16 protein-coding genes and 1 riboswitch are annotated in these 18,635 nt (G+C 65.2%); of the genes, 4 read left to right on the top strand and 12 right to left on the bottom strand.

Going from position 1 to position 18,635, the window contains the following annotated elements; genetic code table 11:
- Positions 1-37 precede the first annotated feature (37 nt).
- Complete coding sequence (locus tag ACIP90_RS01745) at positions 38-1,069, top strand: alpha/beta fold hydrolase (RefSeq protein ID WP_400576210.1); 1,032 nt, start codon at positions 38-40, stop codon at positions 1,067-1,069.
- A gap of 37 nt (positions 1,070-1,106) precedes the next feature.
- On the opposite strand, the gene ACIP90_RS01740 is transcribed toward ACIP90_RS01745, so the two are convergent.
- Positions 1,107-1,949 (bottom strand): M23 family metallopeptidase, encoded by an 843-nt coding sequence (locus tag ACIP90_RS01740; RefSeq protein WP_400576208.1) that lies wholly within the window; start codon positions 1,947-1,949, stop codon positions 1,107-1,109.
- A 5-nt stretch (positions 1,950-1,954) separates the two neighbouring features.
- A riboswitch (cyclic di-AMP (ydaO/yuaA leader) is annotated at positions 1,955-2,129 on the bottom strand.
- Between the two features lie 240 nt (positions 2,130-2,369).
- Between ACIP90_RS01740 and ACIP90_RS01735 the strand changes: the two genes are divergently transcribed.
- Positions 2,370-3,020, top strand: coding sequence for a class I SAM-dependent methyltransferase (locus ACIP90_RS01735; RefSeq protein WP_400576206.1), 651 nt, complete (start codon positions 2,370-2,372; stop codon positions 3,018-3,020).
- Positions 3,021-3,091: 71 nt separating this feature from the next.
- Here ACIP90_RS01735 and ACIP90_RS01730 read toward each other — a convergent pair whose 3' ends face one another.
- From ACIP90_RS01730 to leuA, 3 genes are all read right to left on the bottom strand, one after another.
- A complete protein-coding gene (locus ACIP90_RS01730) occupies positions 3,092-3,940 on the bottom strand; it encodes an isoprenyl transferase (protein ID WP_400576204.1) in 849 nt (282 codons plus the stop codon).
- A gap of 2 nt (positions 3,941-3,942) precedes the next feature.
- Positions 3,943-4,695, bottom strand: a complete 753-nt coding sequence (gene recO, locus ACIP90_RS01725; RefSeq protein WP_400576202.1) for a DNA repair protein RecO — start codon at positions 4,693-4,695, stop codon at positions 3,943-3,945.
- Positions 4,696-4,781: 86 nt separating this feature from the next.
- Positions 4,782-6,521: a 2-isopropylmalate synthase gene (gene leuA, locus ACIP90_RS01720; RefSeq protein ID WP_400576200.1), complete on the bottom strand. Its 1,740-nt coding sequence runs from the start codon at positions 6,519-6,521 to the stop codon at positions 4,782-4,784.
- Between the two features lie 252 nt (positions 6,522-6,773).
- On the opposite strand from leuA, the gene ACIP90_RS01715 reads away from it, so the two are divergent.
- Positions 6,774-8,726 (top strand): M13 family metallopeptidase, encoded by a 1,953-nt coding sequence (locus ACIP90_RS01715; RefSeq protein WP_400576198.1) that lies wholly within the window; start codon positions 6,774-6,776, stop codon positions 8,724-8,726.
- A 69-nt stretch (positions 8,727-8,795) separates the two neighbouring features.
- On the opposite strand, the gene ACIP90_RS01710 is transcribed toward ACIP90_RS01715, so the two are convergent.
- The 5 genes from ACIP90_RS01710 to ACIP90_RS01690 form a co-directional block, all read right to left on the bottom strand.
- Positions 8,796-10,382, bottom strand: a complete 1,587-nt coding sequence (locus ACIP90_RS01710) for an LCP family protein (RefSeq protein ID WP_400576196.1) — start codon at positions 10,380-10,382, stop codon at positions 8,796-8,798.
- Between the two features lie 116 nt (positions 10,383-10,498).
- A complete protein-coding gene (gene era / locus ACIP90_RS01705) occupies positions 10,499-11,458 on the bottom strand; it encodes a GTPase Era (RefSeq protein WP_400576194.1) in 960 nt (319 codons plus the stop codon).
- Positions 11,442-12,785: a hemolysin family protein gene (locus ACIP90_RS01700; RefSeq protein ID WP_400576192.1), complete on the bottom strand. Its 1,344-nt coding sequence runs from the start codon at positions 12,783-12,785 to the stop codon at positions 11,442-11,444. Before ACIP90_RS01700 ends, era begins: the two co-directional genes overlap by 17 nt.
- The gene (gene ybeY / locus ACIP90_RS01695) at positions 12,782-13,255 is read right to left on the bottom strand and encodes an rRNA maturation RNase YbeY (RefSeq protein ID WP_400576190.1); all 474 of its coding nucleotides are present in this window, start codon (positions 13,253-13,255) and stop codon (positions 12,782-12,784) included. The genes ACIP90_RS01700 and ybeY overlap by 4 nt, the downstream gene beginning before the upstream one ends.
- Positions 13,252-14,340 (bottom strand): PhoH family protein, encoded by a 1,089-nt coding sequence (locus ACIP90_RS01690; RefSeq protein ID WP_400576188.1) that lies wholly within the window; start codon positions 14,338-14,340, stop codon positions 13,252-13,254. Before ACIP90_RS01690 ends, ybeY begins: the two co-directional genes overlap by 4 nt.
- A gap of 359 nt (positions 14,341-14,699) precedes the next feature.
- Here ACIP90_RS01690 and ACIP90_RS01685 point away from each other — a divergent pair, with 359 nt between their 5' ends.
- The gene (locus ACIP90_RS01685) at positions 14,700-15,641 is read left to right on the top strand and encodes a GerMN domain-containing protein (RefSeq protein ID WP_400576186.1); all 942 of its coding nucleotides are present in this window, start codon (positions 14,700-14,702) and stop codon (positions 15,639-15,641) included.
- Positions 15,642-15,647: 6 nt separating this feature from the next.
- Here the strand turns inward: ACIP90_RS01685 and ACIP90_RS01680 are convergent, their stop codons facing one another.
- The 3 genes from ACIP90_RS01680 to hrcA are packed head-to-tail and all read right to left on the bottom strand — an operon-like array spanning position 15,648 to position 18,619.
- Positions 15,648-16,418: a 16S rRNA (uracil(1498)-N(3))-methyltransferase gene (locus ACIP90_RS01680; RefSeq protein WP_400576184.1), complete on the bottom strand. Its 771-nt coding sequence runs from the start codon at positions 16,416-16,418 to the stop codon at positions 15,648-15,650.
- A 2-nt stretch (positions 16,419-16,420) separates the two neighbouring features.
- Positions 16,421-17,548, bottom strand: a complete 1,128-nt coding sequence (gene dnaJ / locus ACIP90_RS01675; protein WP_400576182.1) for a molecular chaperone DnaJ — start codon at positions 17,546-17,548, stop codon at positions 16,421-16,423.
- Between the two features lie 57 nt (positions 17,549-17,605).
- Positions 17,606-18,619, bottom strand: a complete 1,014-nt coding sequence (hrcA, locus tag ACIP90_RS01670; RefSeq protein ID WP_400576180.1) for a heat-inducible transcriptional repressor HrcA — start codon at positions 18,617-18,619, stop codon at positions 17,606-17,608.
- Positions 18,620-18,635 lie beyond the last annotated feature (16 nt).

Here is an 18,635-nt window from a genome sequence, read left to right as displayed (position 1 = left end):
ACGTGTCGACCACCAGCGGCGCGTCTAGTCTGGTGCCATGGAGTGGCAGAGCGACATCCTCGGCGAAGGCTTCGAATCCTTTGCCTTCGAGGCCGTGGGCAGCGACGGCGTCGCACGGACGGCGACGCTTGTCCGCTATGCCCCATTGAACAACCCCGCACCGCCTGCGGCGAACCCAGCGCCACCTTCGGCGCAGGGGAAGCGGCACCGGCGCCGTGCGGTGCTGTTCCTGCACGGCTGGAGCGATTACTTTTTCAATGTTGAACTGGCACGCTTCTGGAACGGCCAGGACTTCGAGTTCTTCGCCCTGGACATGCACAACCACGGCCGCAGCCTGCGCCCCGAGGCGCACGGCGGTTACGTTGCCGACTTGGCGAACTACGACGCCGAAATCAGCACCGCCGTCGGCATGATCACCGCCATGGAGCCCGCGGCGCCGCTGTCGTTTGTGATGATGGGGCACTCCACCGGCGGCCTCGTGGCGGCCCTGTGGGTGAGCCGGAATCGGGGGGTGGTGTCACAGCTGGTCCTGAACAGTCCGTGGCTGGAAATGCACGGCAGTTCCCTGGTCCGGCGGGCCGCCTGGACCATGGTGGAGCCCCTCGCCCGCTTCCGGCCGGAGGCTGTGCTCCGCCTGCCCGAGCGCGGCTTCTACTGGCGCAGCATCAGCAACTCAGCCGAAGGGGAATGGACCCTTGATGACAAGTACCGGCCTCCCATGGCCTTTCCGGTCCGCGCCGGCTGGCTCAGCGCAGTCCTTGCCGGCCAGGCGCAGGTTGCCCGCGGGCTCCATATCGGCATCCCCATCCTGGTGATGATTTCCGGTGCAAGCGCCAACGGGCCGTTCTGGACCGAAGAGATGCGCAGGACGGACGCAGTACTGGACGTCAACGTCATCGCCGTGCGGGCCCTCTCACTGGGCCAGAGCGTGTCCGTGGAGCGGATCGACGGCGCCCTGCACGATGTTTTCCTATCCCGTGCCGAGGTGCGCGCGGACGCATACCGGCGGCTGGCCCGGTGGATCCACGGCTTTGCCGCTGAGGACGAATCCTTCGGTCTGCTGCCATGAGAGTGGCCAGGTGCAGCCAGAAAGTCGCCCTGTTTGCCTATAGGTAGCTGGCGGGGTTGACGGTCCTGTTATTGACCATGACTTCAAAATGAAGATGGCAGCCGGTGGAGCTGCCGGTCGTTCCGACAGCGGCTATCCGTCCACCCTGCGCCAGGGTCTGGCCCTTGGAAACGCCGATGCTGGCCAGATGGTTGTATGTGGTCTTCAGTCCCTTGCCGTGGTCAACAACAATCCGGTTTCCGCCGCCGTATGGGCTCCAGCCTGCCTCGGTGACCTTTCCCCTGGCCGCAGCCAGAACGGGCGTGCCGCACGCCCCGGCGAAGTCAAGCCCCGTATGTAATTCGCCGATTGCCCCGGTCAGGGGATTGACGCGGTGCCCATATGGGGAAGTTACGATCGTAGAGGCGAGCGGTGCCCGCAGGCCCGCCGAAGGCGCGGAAGCCCGGGCGGGTTTCGGTGCCAGCTTCCGTACCGGTTTGGGTGCGGCCTTCAGCGCCGGTTTCCGCACCGGCTTCGATGCCGCTTTCCGCGCCGCTTTCGGTGCCGCTTTCCGCGCCGCTTTCGCTGCCGGGGAGGACTTGACCTGGGGCTGGTCAAAAACCAGTGACGATCCTGCATCCGCGAGCAGGGAGGGTTGTGCGGCCGGAGCGGCCACTGCACTGGCAGGAACCTCCCCCATGGCCAAGATCCCTGTTGGGGCGGCGTGAGCCGTGGAGAGCACGGTCATGCCGATCATTCCCGTCACCGCCGCCGCAAAAGCCAGCTTTTGGCCGCGGCCTCGCGGCCTGGGCACCGGGGATGAGGCTGCCCGGTGGCGACCCTTACCGGATGTGCGCGAGAAAATGGCACGGCGCAGGCCGTGATTGTCGTGGGAAGGCACAGCGTAGGTCCTCTCAACGCCGGCGAAATTAGCTGTCGGATTCGGACGAGTGGACTGTCCGGCCTCCCCTGCCGCGCGCCTCACAGGCTGCAGTGACAGGGCCAGGCTTCACCCCAAGACGCCCAAAGGCGTCATTTCATGGGTCTTCCGCCCCCGCCTGGAGTGAAGGGTTCATGTACCGCCGGCGGGGTTTGGCGAAGCGGGTACACGCATACCCGGTGAAGGTATGTGGTATCAACCATGAAACCAAGAAAAACACGGTGTTACAAATTCGTTACGTAAAGGATGGCGTGTTGCAGTTGCAGAACGGGGAGAAAGCGACTAGACGGGTGCCCTAAATCCGACCTGCTGGCTGCCGGCGGGCGGGGTTGGAGTGGCGGCGGGCCAACAGGAGGCAAGGCGTGTCGGTAGGCTCGGTCCATGGTTGACCACGAGAACCTGATAAAGGTCAGAACCGCTTACGATTCGGTTGCCGAGGCTTACTCGAGGGTGATCCCCGATACAGCCTTTGAGTCGCTTCTCGACATGGCCATGGTCGACGAGTTCGCGGGCCACATTCGCACCTCCGCGGACCGGCTAGTGATCGACGCCGGATGCGGCGCCGGCCGGATGAGCAAATACCTGACCCGCACGGGACTGAACGTCACAGGTGTGGACCTGTCGCCCCAGATGATCCGGGTCGCGCAGCAGCTCCACCCCGGTCTCTGCTTTGAAGTGGGAGAGTTGACCGACCTGCCGGCATCCGATTCTGCTGCCGACGGCATACTTGCCTGGTACTCGATCATCCACTCCCCCCGGGCAGAGTTGCCGGCAATTGCGCGGGAGTTCTGGAGAGTCCTCCGCCCATCCGGCTCGGCGCTCATCGCTTTCCAGGCCGGCAGCGGCCACCGCACTATTAACCATGCCTACGGACATGATGTCGAGCTCAGAGCAGAACTGCACTCCCCCGGGGAAGTAGCCACCCGGTTCGCTGAGCAAGGCTTCGTGGCACGTGCACAACTGGTACGCTCACCGAGAGCCATGGAAAGCCACCAGCAGGCCGCCATTCTGCTTGGCAAACCACAGCATTAGATCCTGGGCGCGCGTAGTAGTGCCGCGTGCCAAGGAAACTTCTTCGAATGTCGTGAGGGTGAAGCCCCGGCCTACCCGGGCTGATGGGTGGCGGCCGCCACGGAAGTCTCGGCAGCGTCCACCGCTCCCCCGTAGCGGCGGTCCCGCTGGGCGTAGATGCCCACGGCGTCCCACAGGGTGCGGCGGTCGACGTCCGGCCAGAGCGTGTCCAGGAAGACGAACTCGGCATAGGCCGACTGCCAGAGCATGAAATTAGACAGCCGCTGCTCGCCGGAACTCCGCAGGAACAGGTCGACGTCGGGCAGGTCCGGTTCATCGAGGTACTTCTGGACGGTTTTCTCCGTGATGGAACCGGGCTTGAGCCGTCCGGCGGCGACGTCCTCCGCGATGGCCGAGACGGCGTCGGCAATCTCGGCGCGGCCACCGTAATTAACACACATGGTTAACGTGCACGTGCTGTTTCCGGCGGTATAGGCCTCGGCTTCTTCCAGTTCGCGGATCACTGATCCCCAGAGCTTGGGCCGGCGGCCGGACCAGCGCACCCGCACGCCCCAGTCGTCCAGCTGGTTCCGCTGCCGGCGCAGCACATCCTTGTTAAATCCCATCAGGAAGCGCACTTCCTCCGGGGACCGCCGCCAGTTCTCCGTGGAGAATGCGTAGACGGTGATGTACTTGATGCCGAGTTCGATGGCGCCCGCCACCACATCCAGCAGCGCAGGCTCCCCCGCCTTATGGCCCTCGATGCGGGGCAGCCCCCGCTGATTGGCCCACCGTCCGTTGCCGTCCATGACAATCGCCACGTGCCGGGGCACGAATTCCGCCGGGATCGCCGGGGCAACAGCACCGGAAGGGTGCGGATAAGGCGGGACCACGGGAGCGGTCCGGCGCCGGGCAGGGGTGCTCTTCTTTCCCAAGGACACTGTTAGGTACGCTCCACATGTTTGAGGGATTTCAGGACACGTTCAAGATGCCACTGCAGGTAACTGGCCACGAGGCCTGCCGCTTCCCGCCGGTGCAGCGGCAGTGAGGAATCCGCCGTCGTCCAGTTTCCGGTGAGCAGAGCACCCAACAGCGTCACCGTCTCGGCGGCCGGGGCCGCTGATCCGGGCGGCCGGCACTCCCCGCAGACCATGCCGCCCAGCGGCGCTGAAAAGGCGTTGTGCGGCCCGGCCGCACCGCAGCGCGCGCAGCGGGTAAAGCTGGGAGCCCACCCGCCGGTGGCCAGCGCGCGCAGCAGGTAGGAGTCCAGGATCAGTTCCGGCGTGTGGTCCCCTCGGCTCAGGGCTGCCAGCGCCCCGACGAGCAGGTTGTACTGCGCGGTGCCGGCCTCGCCGTCGACGTCTGTCAGCTTTTCAGCGGTCTCCGTCATGGCGGCGGCAACTGTGTACCTGCCGTAGTCGGCGGCGATGTTTCCGCCGTAGGCACCCTTGGCGACGGCCTGGGTGACGATGTCTAGGGACTTGCCGGACACCAGCTGCAGGTCCGCCACCATGAAGGGTTCAAGACGGGCGCCGAAGCGGCTGCTGGTGCGGCGGACGCCCTTAGCGACAGCCCTCACCTGGCCGTGGTGCTTCGTCAGCAGCGTGATGATCCGGTCCGCTTCGCCCAGTTTGTGGGTGCGCAGCACTACGGCCTCATCGCGGTAGGCACGCGCTGCAAATGACTGTTGGACCACGCTTAATCTTCGCACTGTCTGCAGGAAACCCTGCTTTTCGGCGTGCAGGTGCACCGCCGGCCCTGCCGGCGGCGCACCTGAACGGGTTAGGCCTGGGCGTCCCGGATGGCGCGGTTCACGGCCGAGATGACTGCCTTCAGCGAGGACATGCTGGTGTTCGGGTCAATGCCGATGCCCCACAGCACCCGTTCTCCGACGGCGCATTCCACATATGCAGCGGCGCGGGCGTTTCCGCCTTCCGAGAGGGCGTGCTCGCTGTAGTCCAGCACCCTGACGTCCACGCCGTCCTGGCCGAGGATGTCCAGCAGCGCGGCGATGGGACCGTTGCCGGTGCCGGTGCGCCTCACCTGGGCGCCATCCACGGTGAGGGTGGTGTGCAGGGTCATGGACCCGTTGTCGTCGGTTTCGGTCTTGACCGTTCCCAGGGAGTAGCGGCCCCACTGCCGGTCTGACGAATCGGACGGCAGGTATTCGTCTTGGAAGACCTGCCACAGCTGGGCGCCGCTGACCTCGCCGCCGTGGGTGTCAGTGCGCTTCTGGATCACGCTGGAGAACTCGATCTGGGCGCGGCGGGGCAGGTCGAGGCTGTGCTCGTTCTTCAGCAGGTAGGCAACTCCGCCCTTGCCGGACTGCGAGTTCACGCGGATGACGGCTTCGTAGCTGCGGCCCAGGTCCTTCGGGTCGACCGGCAGGTACGGAACCTGCCAGGTGAAGTCGCTGACTTCCTTCCCTGCCGCTGCGGCATCCTTTTCCAGGGCCTCAAAGCCCTTCTTGATGGCATCCTGGTGGGATCCGGAGAACGCGGTGAAGACGAGGTCGCCGCCGTACGGGGCGCGCTCGGCCACAGGCAGCTGGTTGCAGTACTCCACCGTGCGGCGGACTTCATCGATGTCGGAGAAGTCGATCTGGGGGTCTATGCCCTGCACGAACATGTTCAGGCCCAGGGTCACCAGGTCGACGTTGCCGGTCCGCTCACCGTTGCCGAACAGGCAGCCCTCGATGCGGTCCGCTCCGGCCAGGTAGCCCAGCTCGGCGGCGGCGACGCCGGTTCCGCGGTCGTTGTGGGGGTGCAGGGACAGGATGATGCCCTCGCGGGGGTGCAGGTGGCGGCTCATCCATTCGATGGAATCCGCGTAGACATTCGGCGTGGCCATCTCGACCGTGGCCGGCAGGTTGATGATGACCTGGCTGTCCGCGGATGCCTCGAAGACATCGGCCACGGCGTTGCAGACGCGGACGGCGTATTCGAGTTCCGTTCCGGTGAAGGACTCCGGCGAGTACTCGTAGGTGATGTGCGTGTCCGCCAGCGTTTCCTCGTATTTCTTGCACAGGCGCGCGCCCTGCAGTGCGATGTCCAGGATGCCGTCCTCGTCCTGGTTGAACACCACACGGCGCTGCAGCACCGACGTCGAGTTGTAGAGGTGGACAATGGCCTGCTTGGCCCCGACCAGGGACTCGTAGGTCCGCTCGATCAGGTGCTCGCGGGCCTGCGTCAGCACCTGGATGGTGACGTCGTCCGGGATATGGTTGCCTTCAATCAGCTGGCGGACGAAGTCGAAGTCAGTCTGCGAGGCGGAGGGAAAGCCGACCTCGATCTCCTTGTAGCCCATGCGGACCAGCAGTTCGAACATCTTCATCTTGCGGGCCGGGCTCATGGGGTCGATCAGGGCCTGGTTGCCGTCGCGCAGATCCACGGCGCACCAGCGCGGAGCCTTGGTGATGACCTTGTCCGGCCACGTGCGGTCCGGCAGTTCAACGGTGATCTGGTCCTGGAACGGGATGTACCGGTGGACGGGCATTCCGGAGGGCTTCTGTGCGTTTCGCATTACTATCGGTGCCTTTTCTGTGATTCCTGAGTGAAAGGTGGCCGGGCAACACAAACTCCGCGACGAGGGTGGGCCTTGCGCTAGATCGCGTCTGAGGCCTCGCCGCGGCAGCTAAGAAGAAGCAGTTCTGCGCGCACCATTTCACAGTAACACGGGTGCGTAAGATGAAGGAGCAACACCTCCAGCAACGTCCACCATGCAGACGCCGCACCGGTGCCAGCGCCGGAGCAGCCCGTCATCGAAGGAGCTTCTGTGCCACATTCGGGGATCGCCCTGTCAAATATCGACCACAGCGTCCGGCCGCAGGACGACCTGTACCAGCATGTGAACGGGGCATGGCTCAAGAGCACCACCATCCCGGATGACCGCCCACTGGAAGGCACGTTCACCGCCCTGCGGGATGAGGCGGAACTGGCGGTCCGGGAAATCATCGAAGAAGCAGCCGCAAAGGGGGAGGCGGCCAGCGGCATCGAGCGCAAGATCGGGGACCTCTACAACAGCTTCATGGACGAAGCCGCCGTCGAAGCCAAGGGCATGGACCCTATCCGCGGCAGGCTGGACGAGGTGTTCGCCACGTCCAGCATCGGCGAACTCATCGCCCTAGCCGGGCGACTCTTCCGCGCTGACGTGTCCGGCCTCTTCTACATTTACCCCGCCCCCGACGCCGGGAATCCGGACCGTGTGCTGCTGTACACGGGCCAGGGCGGCTTGGGGCTCCCGGACGAGTCCTACTACCGCGAAGAGAAGTTCGCCGCGATCGTGGAGGCATACCGGGAGTACGTGGGCACCATGTTCGGCATGGCGGGCATCCCCGATCCCGCAGGCGCTGCGGCCCGTGTGGTCGCACTGGAAACCGCCCTCGCCTCGCACCACTGGGACAACGTGACACTGCGGGACCCGCAGAAAACCTACAACCTGAAGTCCGCCGAACAAGTGAACGAACTGTTCCCCCTGCTGGACACCTGGTTCACGGCGGCTGACATCGCCGAGGATAAGCGCCAGGAGATTGTGGTCAGCACGCCCGATTTCTTCGCCGGCGCCGCAGCACTGCTGGTCTCCGAATCCCTGCCCGTGTGGCAGGAGTGGCTGGCCCTGCGCGTCATCAACTCGGCGGCTCCCTACCTGTCCTCAGCCTTCGTCGACGCGAACTTCGCGTTCTACGGCAACACGATCAGCGGCACACCCCGGAACAAGGACCGCTGGAAGCGCGGGGTCGCCGTCGTCGAAGCCGCCCTGGGCGAAGCCGTGGGACAGATCTACGTTGCGCGGCATTTCCCGGAGAGCCACAAAGAGCGCATGCAGACCCTTGTCGCAAACCTCATCGAGGCCTACCGGCAGAGCATCACAGACCTGACATGGATGGGCGAGGACACAAAGGCGGAGGCGCTGCGCAAACTCGGTGCCTTCCGCGCCAAGATCGGGTATCCGGACAAGTGGATCGACTATTCGGCCGTCACCATCGATCCCTCCGACCTGCTCGGTAACGTCGAACGCGCCCATAATGCCGACGTCGACCGTCACCTTGACGAAGTGGGCAAGCCCGTTGACCTGGACAAGTGGCTCATGACGCCGCAAACGGTCAACGCGTATTACCACCCGATGCTCAACGAGATCGTCTTCCCGGCGGCGATCCTGCAGCCGCCGTTCTTCACCGCGGACGCTGACGACGCCGTCAACTACGGAGGAATCGGAGCGGTGATCGGCCACGAAATCGGCCACGGATTCGACGACCAGGGCTCACAGTTCGACGGCACGGGTGAACTCCGCAACTGGTGGACCGAGGATGACCGGAAGGCGTTCGAGGCGCTCACCAGCCGCCTCGTTGACCAGTACAACGCCCTCTCCCCCTCGGCGGCCCCGGGTCACACGGTGAATGGAAGGCTGACCCTGGGCGAAAACATCGGCGACCTCGGCGGCCTCACCATCGCCTACAAGGCGTACCGGCTCAGCCTCGACGGACAGGAACCGCAGGTGCTGGACGGGCTGACAGGCGAGCAGCGGTTCTTTGCCTCGTGGGCGGCGGGCTGGCGCCAGGTCATCCGCGGGGAGGAAGCGATCCGGCGGCTGGCTACGGACCCGCACTCCCCCAATGAATTCCGCACCAACGCCATCGCCAGGAACCTTGACGCCTTCCACGCCGCGTTCAGCGTTACCGAAGAGGACGGGATGTGGATGCCCCCGGAGGAACGGGTCAGCATCTGGTAAGCAGCAAAATGCCGGGCCAACGATTCGTTGGCCCGGCATTTTCGTGTCCGGTTCATGTCGCGGGTCAGCTTAGCCGGCGCCCTCTGCGACGATCAGTTCCGGGTTTGCCGTCTGGCAGGTGGCGTCCTTGGCCGTCTGGTTGACGATGTCCTTGGGAACCGATGCCTTGCCATACTTGGACCCCGAGGCGAAGTCGGCACCAAGATAGACTTGGACGCCGGATATGCCCGGCGACGGCGCCACCTGGCTGGCGGGAATGCCGAGCAGCGCGGCGACGTCGGCCGCGACGTCGGCGAAGTCGGTGCCGAAGTACACCATGGTGGTCGCTGTGGGTCCTGCCTCCAGTTGACCGGCCTGGGTGAAGCCGCCCGCGATCAGCGCCTCCGCAATCTCCTGCGTCCGCGTGGGCACCCCGGTTCCGTTGGCCACGGTAACCGGCTGCACCGACTTGTCATACGGCGGAGCGGCCGGAGTGGTGGGCGTGGCCGGCGGCGCCGTGGTGCTGGGTTTCGGCGAGGCTGACGGCGAGGGGCTCTGCTTGCCGTCCGGATCCGTCAGGTCAACGTCCTTCTTCAGGGCGGCGAAAAGCTGGGAGGCTGCCGGCTGGGCCGGCTCAAGTCGGTTGGGGTCGCTGGTGGCAGGGACAGTCGGCACGGCTACGAAGGCGACCTTGCTGACGTCGATCGTCTTGAGGCGGTTGCCGATGGTGATCATCGCCGGCACGGAGGAAAGGCCTTCATCGACGGTGAGGTTCTGCGTCACCACGTCGGCGATGTTGAGCATTTTCACCGGATCGGACAGGGTGCCGTCGTCTTTGATCTTCCTGGTGAGCGAGGACAGGAAGCCCTGCTGGGCCTTGATCCGGCCGAGATCCCCGCCGTTTTCGAAGGCGTGGCGGGTACGCAGGAAGGCGAGGGCCTGCTCACCCTGCACCATGGACTTGCCCTTGGGCAGCCGCAGACGGGAGTCGGGGTCGTAGACGGCGTCGCTGATGCAGACTTCCACTCCGCCGACGGCGTTGGACAGTTCCTTGACCGCATTGAAGTCCGCCATCATGAAGTGGTCCACTTCGAGCCCGGTGAGCTTGTTCACGGTGTCGACGGCGCAGCCGATCCCCGCTTCACCCATGGCCTCATTAATCATGACCCCGGTGCGCGCCGGGAACTCCTCCCCCGTTTTCTGGTCTGTGCACGGGGGGATGTCGACGAGGAGGTCCCGCGGGAAGCTGACGACGCTGACGCGTTTGTTGTCCTCCGAGATGTCCATGAGCATCATGACGTCGGACTTGCCGTAGCCTTTCGAATCGTCGGCCGTGCCGTAGCCCGAGTTCTTGCCGTCGCGTGTGTCGGATCCCAGGATGAGAATCTGCAGGCGGCCGGTCGCATCGTCCACGACGTCGGACTTGTTACTGCCTGCTCCGAGGGCGGACGAGGAAATGTTGGACTGCAGCCTGAAGTACCAGTAGCCGGCGAATGCGAGGCCGCCCAGCAGGACGGCTGAAACGACGGCGGTGGTCACCTTCAGCCACAGGGGCCTGTGGTGCGGGGTCAGATGCCGGGCAGCGCCAACACGGGCGTCTGCGGCATGCCGGGCAGCTGGCTGGGACCGGGCGGGTGTGCCCGGCCCTTGGGCGCGGTTGTCGCGGCGTAGCACCAACGGGTGTACCTTCCTCTAAAAACGAAATCCGGCCTATTTTAGTGGCCGAGTCTGGGAAAACGCCGAAAGCGCACCCAAGGCCGGCGCTGGAGCGGCGGGAAAAGTGTGCGGGCGGTCTAGAACCCGAGCTTAACGAGCTGCTTGGGGTCGCGCTGCCAGTCCTTGGCCACCTTGACGTGGAGATCGAGGTAGATGCGCGTGCCGAGCAGCGCTTCGATGCCTTTGCGTGCGTTGGTGCCGACTTCCCTCAGCCGGCTTCCGCCCTTGCCGATGATGATCGCCTTCTGCGAGGGACGTTCCACGTAGAGGTTCACACGGACATCGAGAAGCTGGTTGTCCTCGCTCCGCCCTTCCCGGGGGACGATCTCGTCAACCACCACCGCAAGGGAGTGCGGAAGCTCGTCCCGGACCCCTTCGAGGGCTGCCTCGCGGATTAGTTCGGCCACCATGACCGCTTCCGGTTCGTCCGTCAGCTCGCCGTCCGGGTAGAGGGGAGGCGACGGCGGCATGTGGCTGATCAGCACGTCGGCCACCGTGCCCACCTGGAAGCCGTCTGTGGCCGACACCGGGACGATGTCCTTCCAGCCTTCCTCGCCGAACACTTCCCGGCCCAGGGCCGCGACGGCGAGCAGCTGTTCCGTCAGCGCCTGCCGGTCGACGAGGTCGGCTTTCGTGACGATGGCGATGACCGGCTTGCGGCCCACCGCGGCGAGCTGCGCTGCGATGAACCTGTCACCGGGGCCGATTTTCTCGTTGGCCGGAAGGCAGAAACCAATGGCGTCCACCTCGGCGAGCGTGTCCGCGACCAGGTCGTTAAGGCGCTTTCCGAGCAGGGTGCGGGGCCGGTGGAGGCCCGGCGTGTCTACAAGGATCAGCTGGGCGTCCTCCCGGTGGACGATGCCCCGGATGGTGTGCCGGGTCGTCTGCGGCTTGGCGGACGTGATGGCGACCTTCTTGCCCACCAGGGCGTTGGTCAGCGTTGATTTCCCGGCATTCGGCCGGCCCACCAGGACCGAGAACCCGGCGTGGTAACCGCCAAACGGCTCGCCGCCGTCGGCCTTATTCTGCTTGCTCACGTGGAACTCCCTGTCGCATTTGTTCGGCCTCGTCGAGAAAGTCTTCAAGGTCAGTATCGGCTGGAACGGCGCCTTTTGGAACGGCGGCCGCAATGATGTGGCTGACGCGGTTTCGGCGGCCTTCCAGCCGCTCCGCCCGGAGCGAAACACCCTCGACTTCCACGGTGCTGCCCACGATCGGCACGCGGCCCAGCGCCTTGGCCAGCAGGCCGCCCACGGTGTCCACTTCGTCATCGTCGAGTTCGAGGTCGAAGAGTTCACCGAGGTCATCGATGCTCATGCGCGCGCTGACGCGGTACGTCCCGTCCCCAAGGTCCACCACTTCGGCGCTTTCGGTGTCGTATTCATCCACGATCTCACCGACGAGCTCTTCGATCAGGTCTTCAAGGGTGACGAGCCCGGCCGTTCCGCCGTACTCGTCGATGACTATCGCGACGTGCGTTGACTCTTTTTGCAGCTCCCGCAGCAGGTCGCTGACAGACTTGGAATCGGGGACATACCGCACATCCCGCGCCAACTCTTCCACGAGCGGGGGTTCTTCATCCGGCGCCAGGCCATGGAGGACGGCGGCCACATCCTTGAGGTAGACGATCCCCAGGATCTGGTCCGTGTTTTCCCCGATGACCGGAATCCTTGAGTACCCGGACCGGAGGAAGAGCGACATGGCCCGGTGCAGGCTGGAGCCGGCATCGATGCTCAGGATGTCCGTGCGGGGAACCATGACGGAACGGACCAGTGTATCGCCGAAGTCGAAGACGGACTGGATGAGTTCGGCTTCGTTGTCCTCGATCATGTCCGATTCGGTGGCCCTGTCCACGAGCTCCCGAAATTCTTCCTCGCTGAAGAATGCGTCATCTCCCCCGGGCGAGCCGGGCGTCACGGCGCTGCCGAGCCTGACCAGCCAGCCCGGAATGGGTCCGAGGACCCAGGCAAGGAACCTGATCAGGGACGCCGAGAACAGCACCACGCCGGGCGCATGCGAGCGGCCCAGCTGTCGCGGGGAAACGCCTACGATGACAAAGCCCAGGAAGGCCATGATGCCTGTTGCCGCGAGGCCGGCAAGCCACACATTGTCCAGCAGGCTGTAGAAGAGCACCGCCACGGCAACCGCGGACGCGGTCTCGAACCAGATGCGCCAGAACCTCAGCGCACGCATGTGCGTCATGGGCTGGTCCAGGATCCGGCGGAGCGCAGTCCCGCGGCTCTTCAGGAGCGCCTGCTCGGCATCATGCCGCGGGAGGAAGCTGAATGCCGCCTCGGCGGCCGTCAGCAGCGCTGCGGCACCAAGGAATACCAGCGCCATGCAGACGAGGAGCAGTGATGTCACTGGATGGTCTCGGAGGGGGCTTCTTTGCCGGTGAACTCTGCCAGCAGCTCACGCTGCAGGCCGAACATTTCTGCTTTTTCTTCCGGCTCCGCATGGTCGTAGCCCAGCAGATGCAGAATGCCGTGCGTTGTCAGCAGCAGCATCTCGTCCTGCGTGGAGTGGCCTGCGTTGCGTGCCTGGACCTCCGCCACCTGGGGACAGATGGCGATATCGCCCAGCATCCCCTGCGGCGTCGGCTTGTCCGGAGTGCCCGGCGTGAGCTCGTCCATGGGGACGGAGAGCACGTCAGTGGAGCCGGGTTCATCCATCAGCTCGATGTGGAGTTTTTCCATGGCGGGCTCATCCACGAGCAGGATTGACAGCTCGGCCTGGGGGTGGATGTACAGCTGCTCGAAGATGAACCGGGAAAGCGCCACCAGCTGGGCCTCGTCCACCTGGACGCCCGATTCGTTGTTCACTTCGATGCTCATGCGTGCTCTCCCCGTTTCTCCCGGGGAACGGAATGCCTAACCCGGTTTCGCTGTGCTTCGTCCCAGATGCCGTAGGCGTTGACGATGTCGCCGACCAGCCGGTGGCGCACCACGTCCGCAGCGTCCAGAACGGAGAAATTGACGTCGTCGATGCCCTGGAGGATTTCTTCGACGATCCGCAGGCCCGAGCGTGTTCCGAACGGCAGGTCCACCTGGGTGACGTCGCCGGTGACCACCATCTTCGAGCCAAAGCCCAAACGGGTCAGGAACATCTTCATCTGCTCGGGCGTGGTGTTCTGTGCCTCGTCCAGGATGATGAAGGCGTCATTGAGTGTGCGGCCCCTCATGTAGGCCAGCGGCGCCACCTCGATGGTGCCGGCAGCCATGAGCCGTGGAATGGATTCGGGGTCGATCATGTCATGCAAGGCGTCGTAGAGCGGCCTGAGATAGGGATCGATCTTGTCGCTAAGCGTGCCGGGGAGGAACCCGAGCCGCTCCCCTGCTTCCACGGCGGGACGCGTAAGGATAATCCGGCTGACTTCCTTTTGCTGCAGTGCCTGCACGGCCTTGGCCATCGCGAGGTACGTCTTGCCGGTTCCGGCCGGGCCGATCCCAAAGATCACCGTGTTCGCGTCGATCGCGTCCACGTAATTCTTCTGGTTCAGCGTCTTCGGGCGGATTGTCTTGCCGCGGCTGGAAAGGATGTCGTGGGTCAGGACGTCCACCGGGTTCTGCAGCGACTGGCTGCGCAGCAACAGCACCAGTTGCTGAAGGACGGCGGGGGTAATGACGGTGCCGCGCGCCACCAGGCCCCTCACTTCGTGGAGGAGCCGCATGATTCGGGGGACGTCGGCAGATGGCCCGCTGATGGAGAGCTCATTGCCTCTGACGTGGAAGCTGACGGACGGAAACTGGTCCTCGATGAAGCGGAGGGCTTCGTCATGGCTGCCGAGGGACTGCACCATCTGATCAGAGTTGTCGAAGATGACCACCTCCGTTCGGATACCGGGCAAGGTATGCGGGAATTCTCCCGCGGTGCGGTCCCCGGTGTTGAGGCGGCGCTTTCCGTTTGCTGATTCAGTCATGGTGCCGGCCCGCAGGCCTCTGGTTCCCTCCAGTGTGAAACTACCCTTCAAAGTCCTTCTATCTTACGCCAGCATGCTGCCGCGCTCACCGTGAGGCCGGGCCTTCACGGCCGGCTTTTGATGACGGGTTCCCGCCATTAGATATCAACTTTGTATCGGCCTCATATCGTTCCCGTTGCAGTTCAGGCGCCGGCGCGCGTTGGCGCCCGGCGCCCCGGAGCCTTGTGTAATGCTGGAAATACAGAGAGCGGGCACCGGTTACGCATGCCCGGCGCCGTAGGGAAGACCCGCTGCCTGCCGCTTCGCGGCGGGCGGTCCACCACATTTCCGAAGGGAGCATTGACATCAGGCAGCCAGGATTGTCCGGCCGGAAAGCAGCTGCGCGGATCCGTTCCGCGCTGGCGCTTGGGCTGCTGCCTGCCGCTTTGCTCCTGACCGGTTGCATCGCGGATCCCGATCCCGCGGCCACCACGTCGGATGTTCCGACCCAGGCGCGGCGTTCAGCCGGAGTCGACAGCGCTCCGACCACCAGCGCTCCGCTGGAAACAATGCAGTCCTCCAACAAGGCCCCCGTGTACTGGATCGGGCGGAGCAACACGGACGTCTACCTCTACCGCGAGTTCCGGGACGTGCCGGGCGAGGACAATCCGATCACGAAGGCGCTTCGCGCCATGATGTCCGAGACTCCCCTCGATCCGGACTTCTTCACGCCCTGGCAGAACCCCAAGAACCTTGCCACGTCCATCTCCGGCACGAACGTGATTACCGTGGATGTCTCGGCCGACGCGTTCAACAGCAACCTTGATGCGGAGATGGCGCAGCGCGCCATTCAGCAGCTCGTGTACACGGCGACGGCCGCCGGAGCGAGTTCGGGCCTGATCGACGCCGCCCAGCCGATTGAGGTGACGATCCTGGTGGACGGGCACACCGACTACCAGGCGTTCAAGCACGTCAGGCTGGGCGCACCCATGGCGCGCAGTGCGGGCATGGTCGCCCCGGTATGGATCATTGACCCCCAGGAAGGCATTGAAGTTGCCGACGGACGGGTGAAGATCAACGGCCGCAGCACGGATCCCGGCGGCAAACTGCACTGGCGGATCCTGAAAGTCCAGGAGAACGGCGACAAGGAGAAGTACCTGGACGGCGAGGCCACCGCCTCAGCAGAGGCAGACGCCTCCGGTATCTTCAGCCTGGCCGTGAAGCTGGGCCCGGGAAACTACGAGATCCGCGTCTGGCAGATCGAGCCCGGCAGCACCGAGGACGAACCGAACGTGGACACCCGGGGCTTCTCAGTCCGCTAGCAGCGGCTACCACCGCCCCAGCACATCACTGGCCACGACAACGGCAGCGGGCCCGGCGGTGGAGGACCGCAGCACGTGCGGGCCCAAGAGCGCCGTCACGGCGCCGGCGCTGCACAGTTTGGTGACCTCCCGCGGGCTGATGCCCCCTTCCGGCCCCACAACCAGAAGGATCTCCCGGGGTGCCTCCGCGGACGGGTTTGCCTCGTGCCACGCCTCCAGGACTCCGCGGAGGGGTTTGACGGCGTCTTCGTGGAGGATCACCGCCAGGGCGGCGCCCGCCACCTGTGCCGCGAGTCCCTGCGTATCGACGGCGGGACGCACCTCGGGGATCCACGCCCGCCGGGCCTGCTTCGCCGCTGCGGAGACTGCAGACTGCCATTTGGCATGGGCTTTGGCGGCGCGCTCGCCTTTCCAGCGCACAATTGACCGTTCCGACTGCCAGGGGATGACTGCATCGATGCCGAGCTCGGTGGCCGTCTCAATAGCCAGTTCGTCCCGGTCGCCCTTGGCAAGAGCCTGGACGAGGACCAGGCGCACGCCTGGCCGTTCCTCTACAGTGACGGATGAGCATCTCACGGTCAGTTCGGCGGGAGCTGTCTGCTCCACAGTTCCGGTGATGCGCCGGCCCGCGCCGTCGGCAATATCGACCCGCTCCCCCACAGCCAGCCGCTTGACCGTCACCGCATGGCGCGCCTCGGGCCCGTCCAGCAAAAAAACCGAACCGGGTTGGGTGTTGTCCAGGGATCCGGCGGCGGTGAAAAATACGGCGTTGCTCACCGCTACAGGTTACCGAGGCGGTCCCGGAGCTTCGCAAAGACGCCGCCGCTCGCCGCGAGCTTGCCCTCGGAGAACTGTTCACCGCGGAGCTTCGCGAGCTGGCGCAGCAGGTCTTCCTGCGCCGGATCGAGCTTGGCGGGCGTCTCGACCTGCAGGTGGACCTTGAGGTCGCCGCGGCCATAGCCACGCAGGTGGGTGACGCCGAGCCCGCGGAGGGTGATAACTTCGCCCGACTGCGTGCCCGCCTTGACGTCGATCTCCTGCTTGCCGTCGAAAGTGTCCAGGCTCAGCTCGGTACCCAGGGCCGCGGCGGTCATGGGGATGTTCAGCGTTGCGTGGAGGTCGTCACCGTCGCGGACGTACGTGGGGTCGTTGTTGACGCGGATTTCGACGTAGAGGTCCCCGGACGGGCCGCCGGCCGGGCCGGCCTCGCCCTGCCCGGACAGCTGGATCCGGGTGCCCGTCGCCACACCGGCGGGAACCTTGATGGTCAATGACCGACGGCTGCGGATGCGGCCCTGGCCGCTGCACTCGTTGCAGGGGTCCTTGATGACCGTCCCGAAGCCTTCACAGGATCCGCACGGCGCTGAAGTCATGACCTGGCCAAGGATGGAGCGCACGGCGCGCTGGACTTGGCCGCTGCCGCCGCAGATGTCACAGCGTTCCGGATGCGTGCCTTCGCGGCAGCAGGAACCGTCGCAGGTGGGGCAGACGACGGCGGTATCGACCTCGAGCTTCTTGTTGGCGCCAAAGACGGCGTCGCGCAGGTCGATCCGGACGCTGATGAGGGCGTCCTGTCCGCGACGGACCCGCGAAGCCGGACCTGCGGTTCCGCCGGCCCCGAAGAAGGTGTCGAAAATGTCCTGGAAGGCGAAGCCCTGCCCGGCGTAGCTGCCGCCGCCGAAGCCGTTGTCCGTGCCGTTCTCGTTGCCCGTGGTGTCGTACACCCTGCGCTTCTGCGGATCGGACAGCACCTCGTAGGCATGGGTGACGGCCTTGAACCGATCCGACGCTTCAGGTCCCGGGTTCACGTCCGGGTGCAGGGTGCGGGCCAGCTTGCGGTAGGCCTTTTTGATCTCTTCTCCGGTGGCTTCCGGGGAGACTCCAAGAACGTCGTAGTGGCTGCTCAAAGTTCGTATCTCTTCCTGGTTATGGTGCCTGGGTATCGGATTCGTTGGGCCGTGCGATTACGGGCCGAGAATCCTCGAAAGGTAGCGGGCCACCGCGCGGACGGCGGCCATGGTGGTGGGATAGTCCATGCGGGTGGGCCCAAGAATGCCGATCTTGGCGGTGGCGTCCGGTCCATAGCCGGTGGCCACCACCGACGCCTCGGCTAGTCCGTCGTAAGGGTTCTCCCGGCCTATGCTCACGGCCACGCCGCGGGGATCCTGCGCCATCTCACTGAGGAGCCGCAGCATGACCACCTGCTCCTCCAGGGCCTCGAGGACGGGTCCGATGCTGAGGGGAAAGTCCACGTTGGACCGTGCCAGGTTCGCGGTGCCGGCCATGACCATCCGGTCTTCCCTGCTGCTGTGCGAGAGTGCCTCAAGGGCCTTGCTCAGGGCGGCGGCAGCGGGACGTTCGGCCGGAGCGCAGCCGGCCACCACGGCAGCCAGGTACTGGGGCAGCATGGTCAGCGCGGTGCCTGCGACTCCCGAGAGGAACCTGGTCCGCAAAGCCGTCAGCGTGTCGTCGCTGAGTTCCTGCCCGACGTCGACGACGCGCTGCTCGACCTTGCCCGAGTCAGCGATCAGCACAATAAGGACCTTGCGCGGCGCCAGCTGAACGAATTCAATGTGGCGCACCACGGCGCGGCTGAGGTGCGGGTACTGCACGACGGCCACCTGGTTGGTCAGCTGTGCCAGGAGCCTTACCGTGCGGTCCAGGACGTCGTCGAGATCGTCGGCCCCCTCCAGCAGCGACTGGATGGCGCGGCGCTCAGCCGGGGACAGGGGCTTGACCGCCGAAATCTGGTCCACGAACAGCCGGTACCCCTTGTCGGTGGGTATCCTCCCGGCGCTCGTGTGCGGTGCGGTGATGAGCCCCTCGTCCTCGAGCGCGGCCATGTCGTTGCGGATGGTGGCGCTGGAAACGCCCAAATGGTGGCGCTCGACGAGCGCTTTGGAGCCCACAGGCTCGCGGGAATGGACGTAGTCCTCCACAATGGCGCGCAGCACCTCGAGCTTGCGTGGTTCGCTCACTATCCACCTCCGATCA

Source organism: Arthrobacter sp. NPDC093139 (assembly GCF_044754165.1).
In the GTDB taxonomy this organism is placed as follows: Bacteria; Actinomycetota; Actinomycetes; order Actinomycetales; family Micrococcaceae; genus Arthrobacter.
Note: the sequence above shows the minus strand (reverse complement) of the source record. Positions and strands in the feature narration are given on the sequence as shown.

What these genes read in the sequence shown, in the direction of transcription:
- ybeY (WP_400576190.1), bottom strand. Translation starts at nt 13,255, where the DNA reads ATGAGCATCGAAGTGAACAACGAATCGGGCGTCCAGGTGGACGAGGCC.
- ACIP90_RS01690 (WP_400576188.1), bottom strand. Translation starts at nt 14,340, where the DNA reads ATGACTGAATCAGCAAACGGAAAGCGCCGCCTCAACACCGGGGACCGC.
- ACIP90_RS01735 (WP_400576206.1), top strand. Translation starts at nt 2,370, where the DNA reads ATGGTTGACCACGAGAACCTGATAAAGGTCAGAACCGCTTACGATTCG.
- ACIP90_RS01745 (WP_400576210.1), top strand. Translation starts at nt 38, where the DNA reads ATGGAGTGGCAGAGCGACATCCTCGGCGAAGGCTTCGAATCCTTTGCC.
- leuA (WP_400576200.1), bottom strand. Translation starts at nt 6,521, where the DNA reads ATGCGAAACGCACAGAAGCCCTCCGGAATGCCCGTCCACCGGTACATC.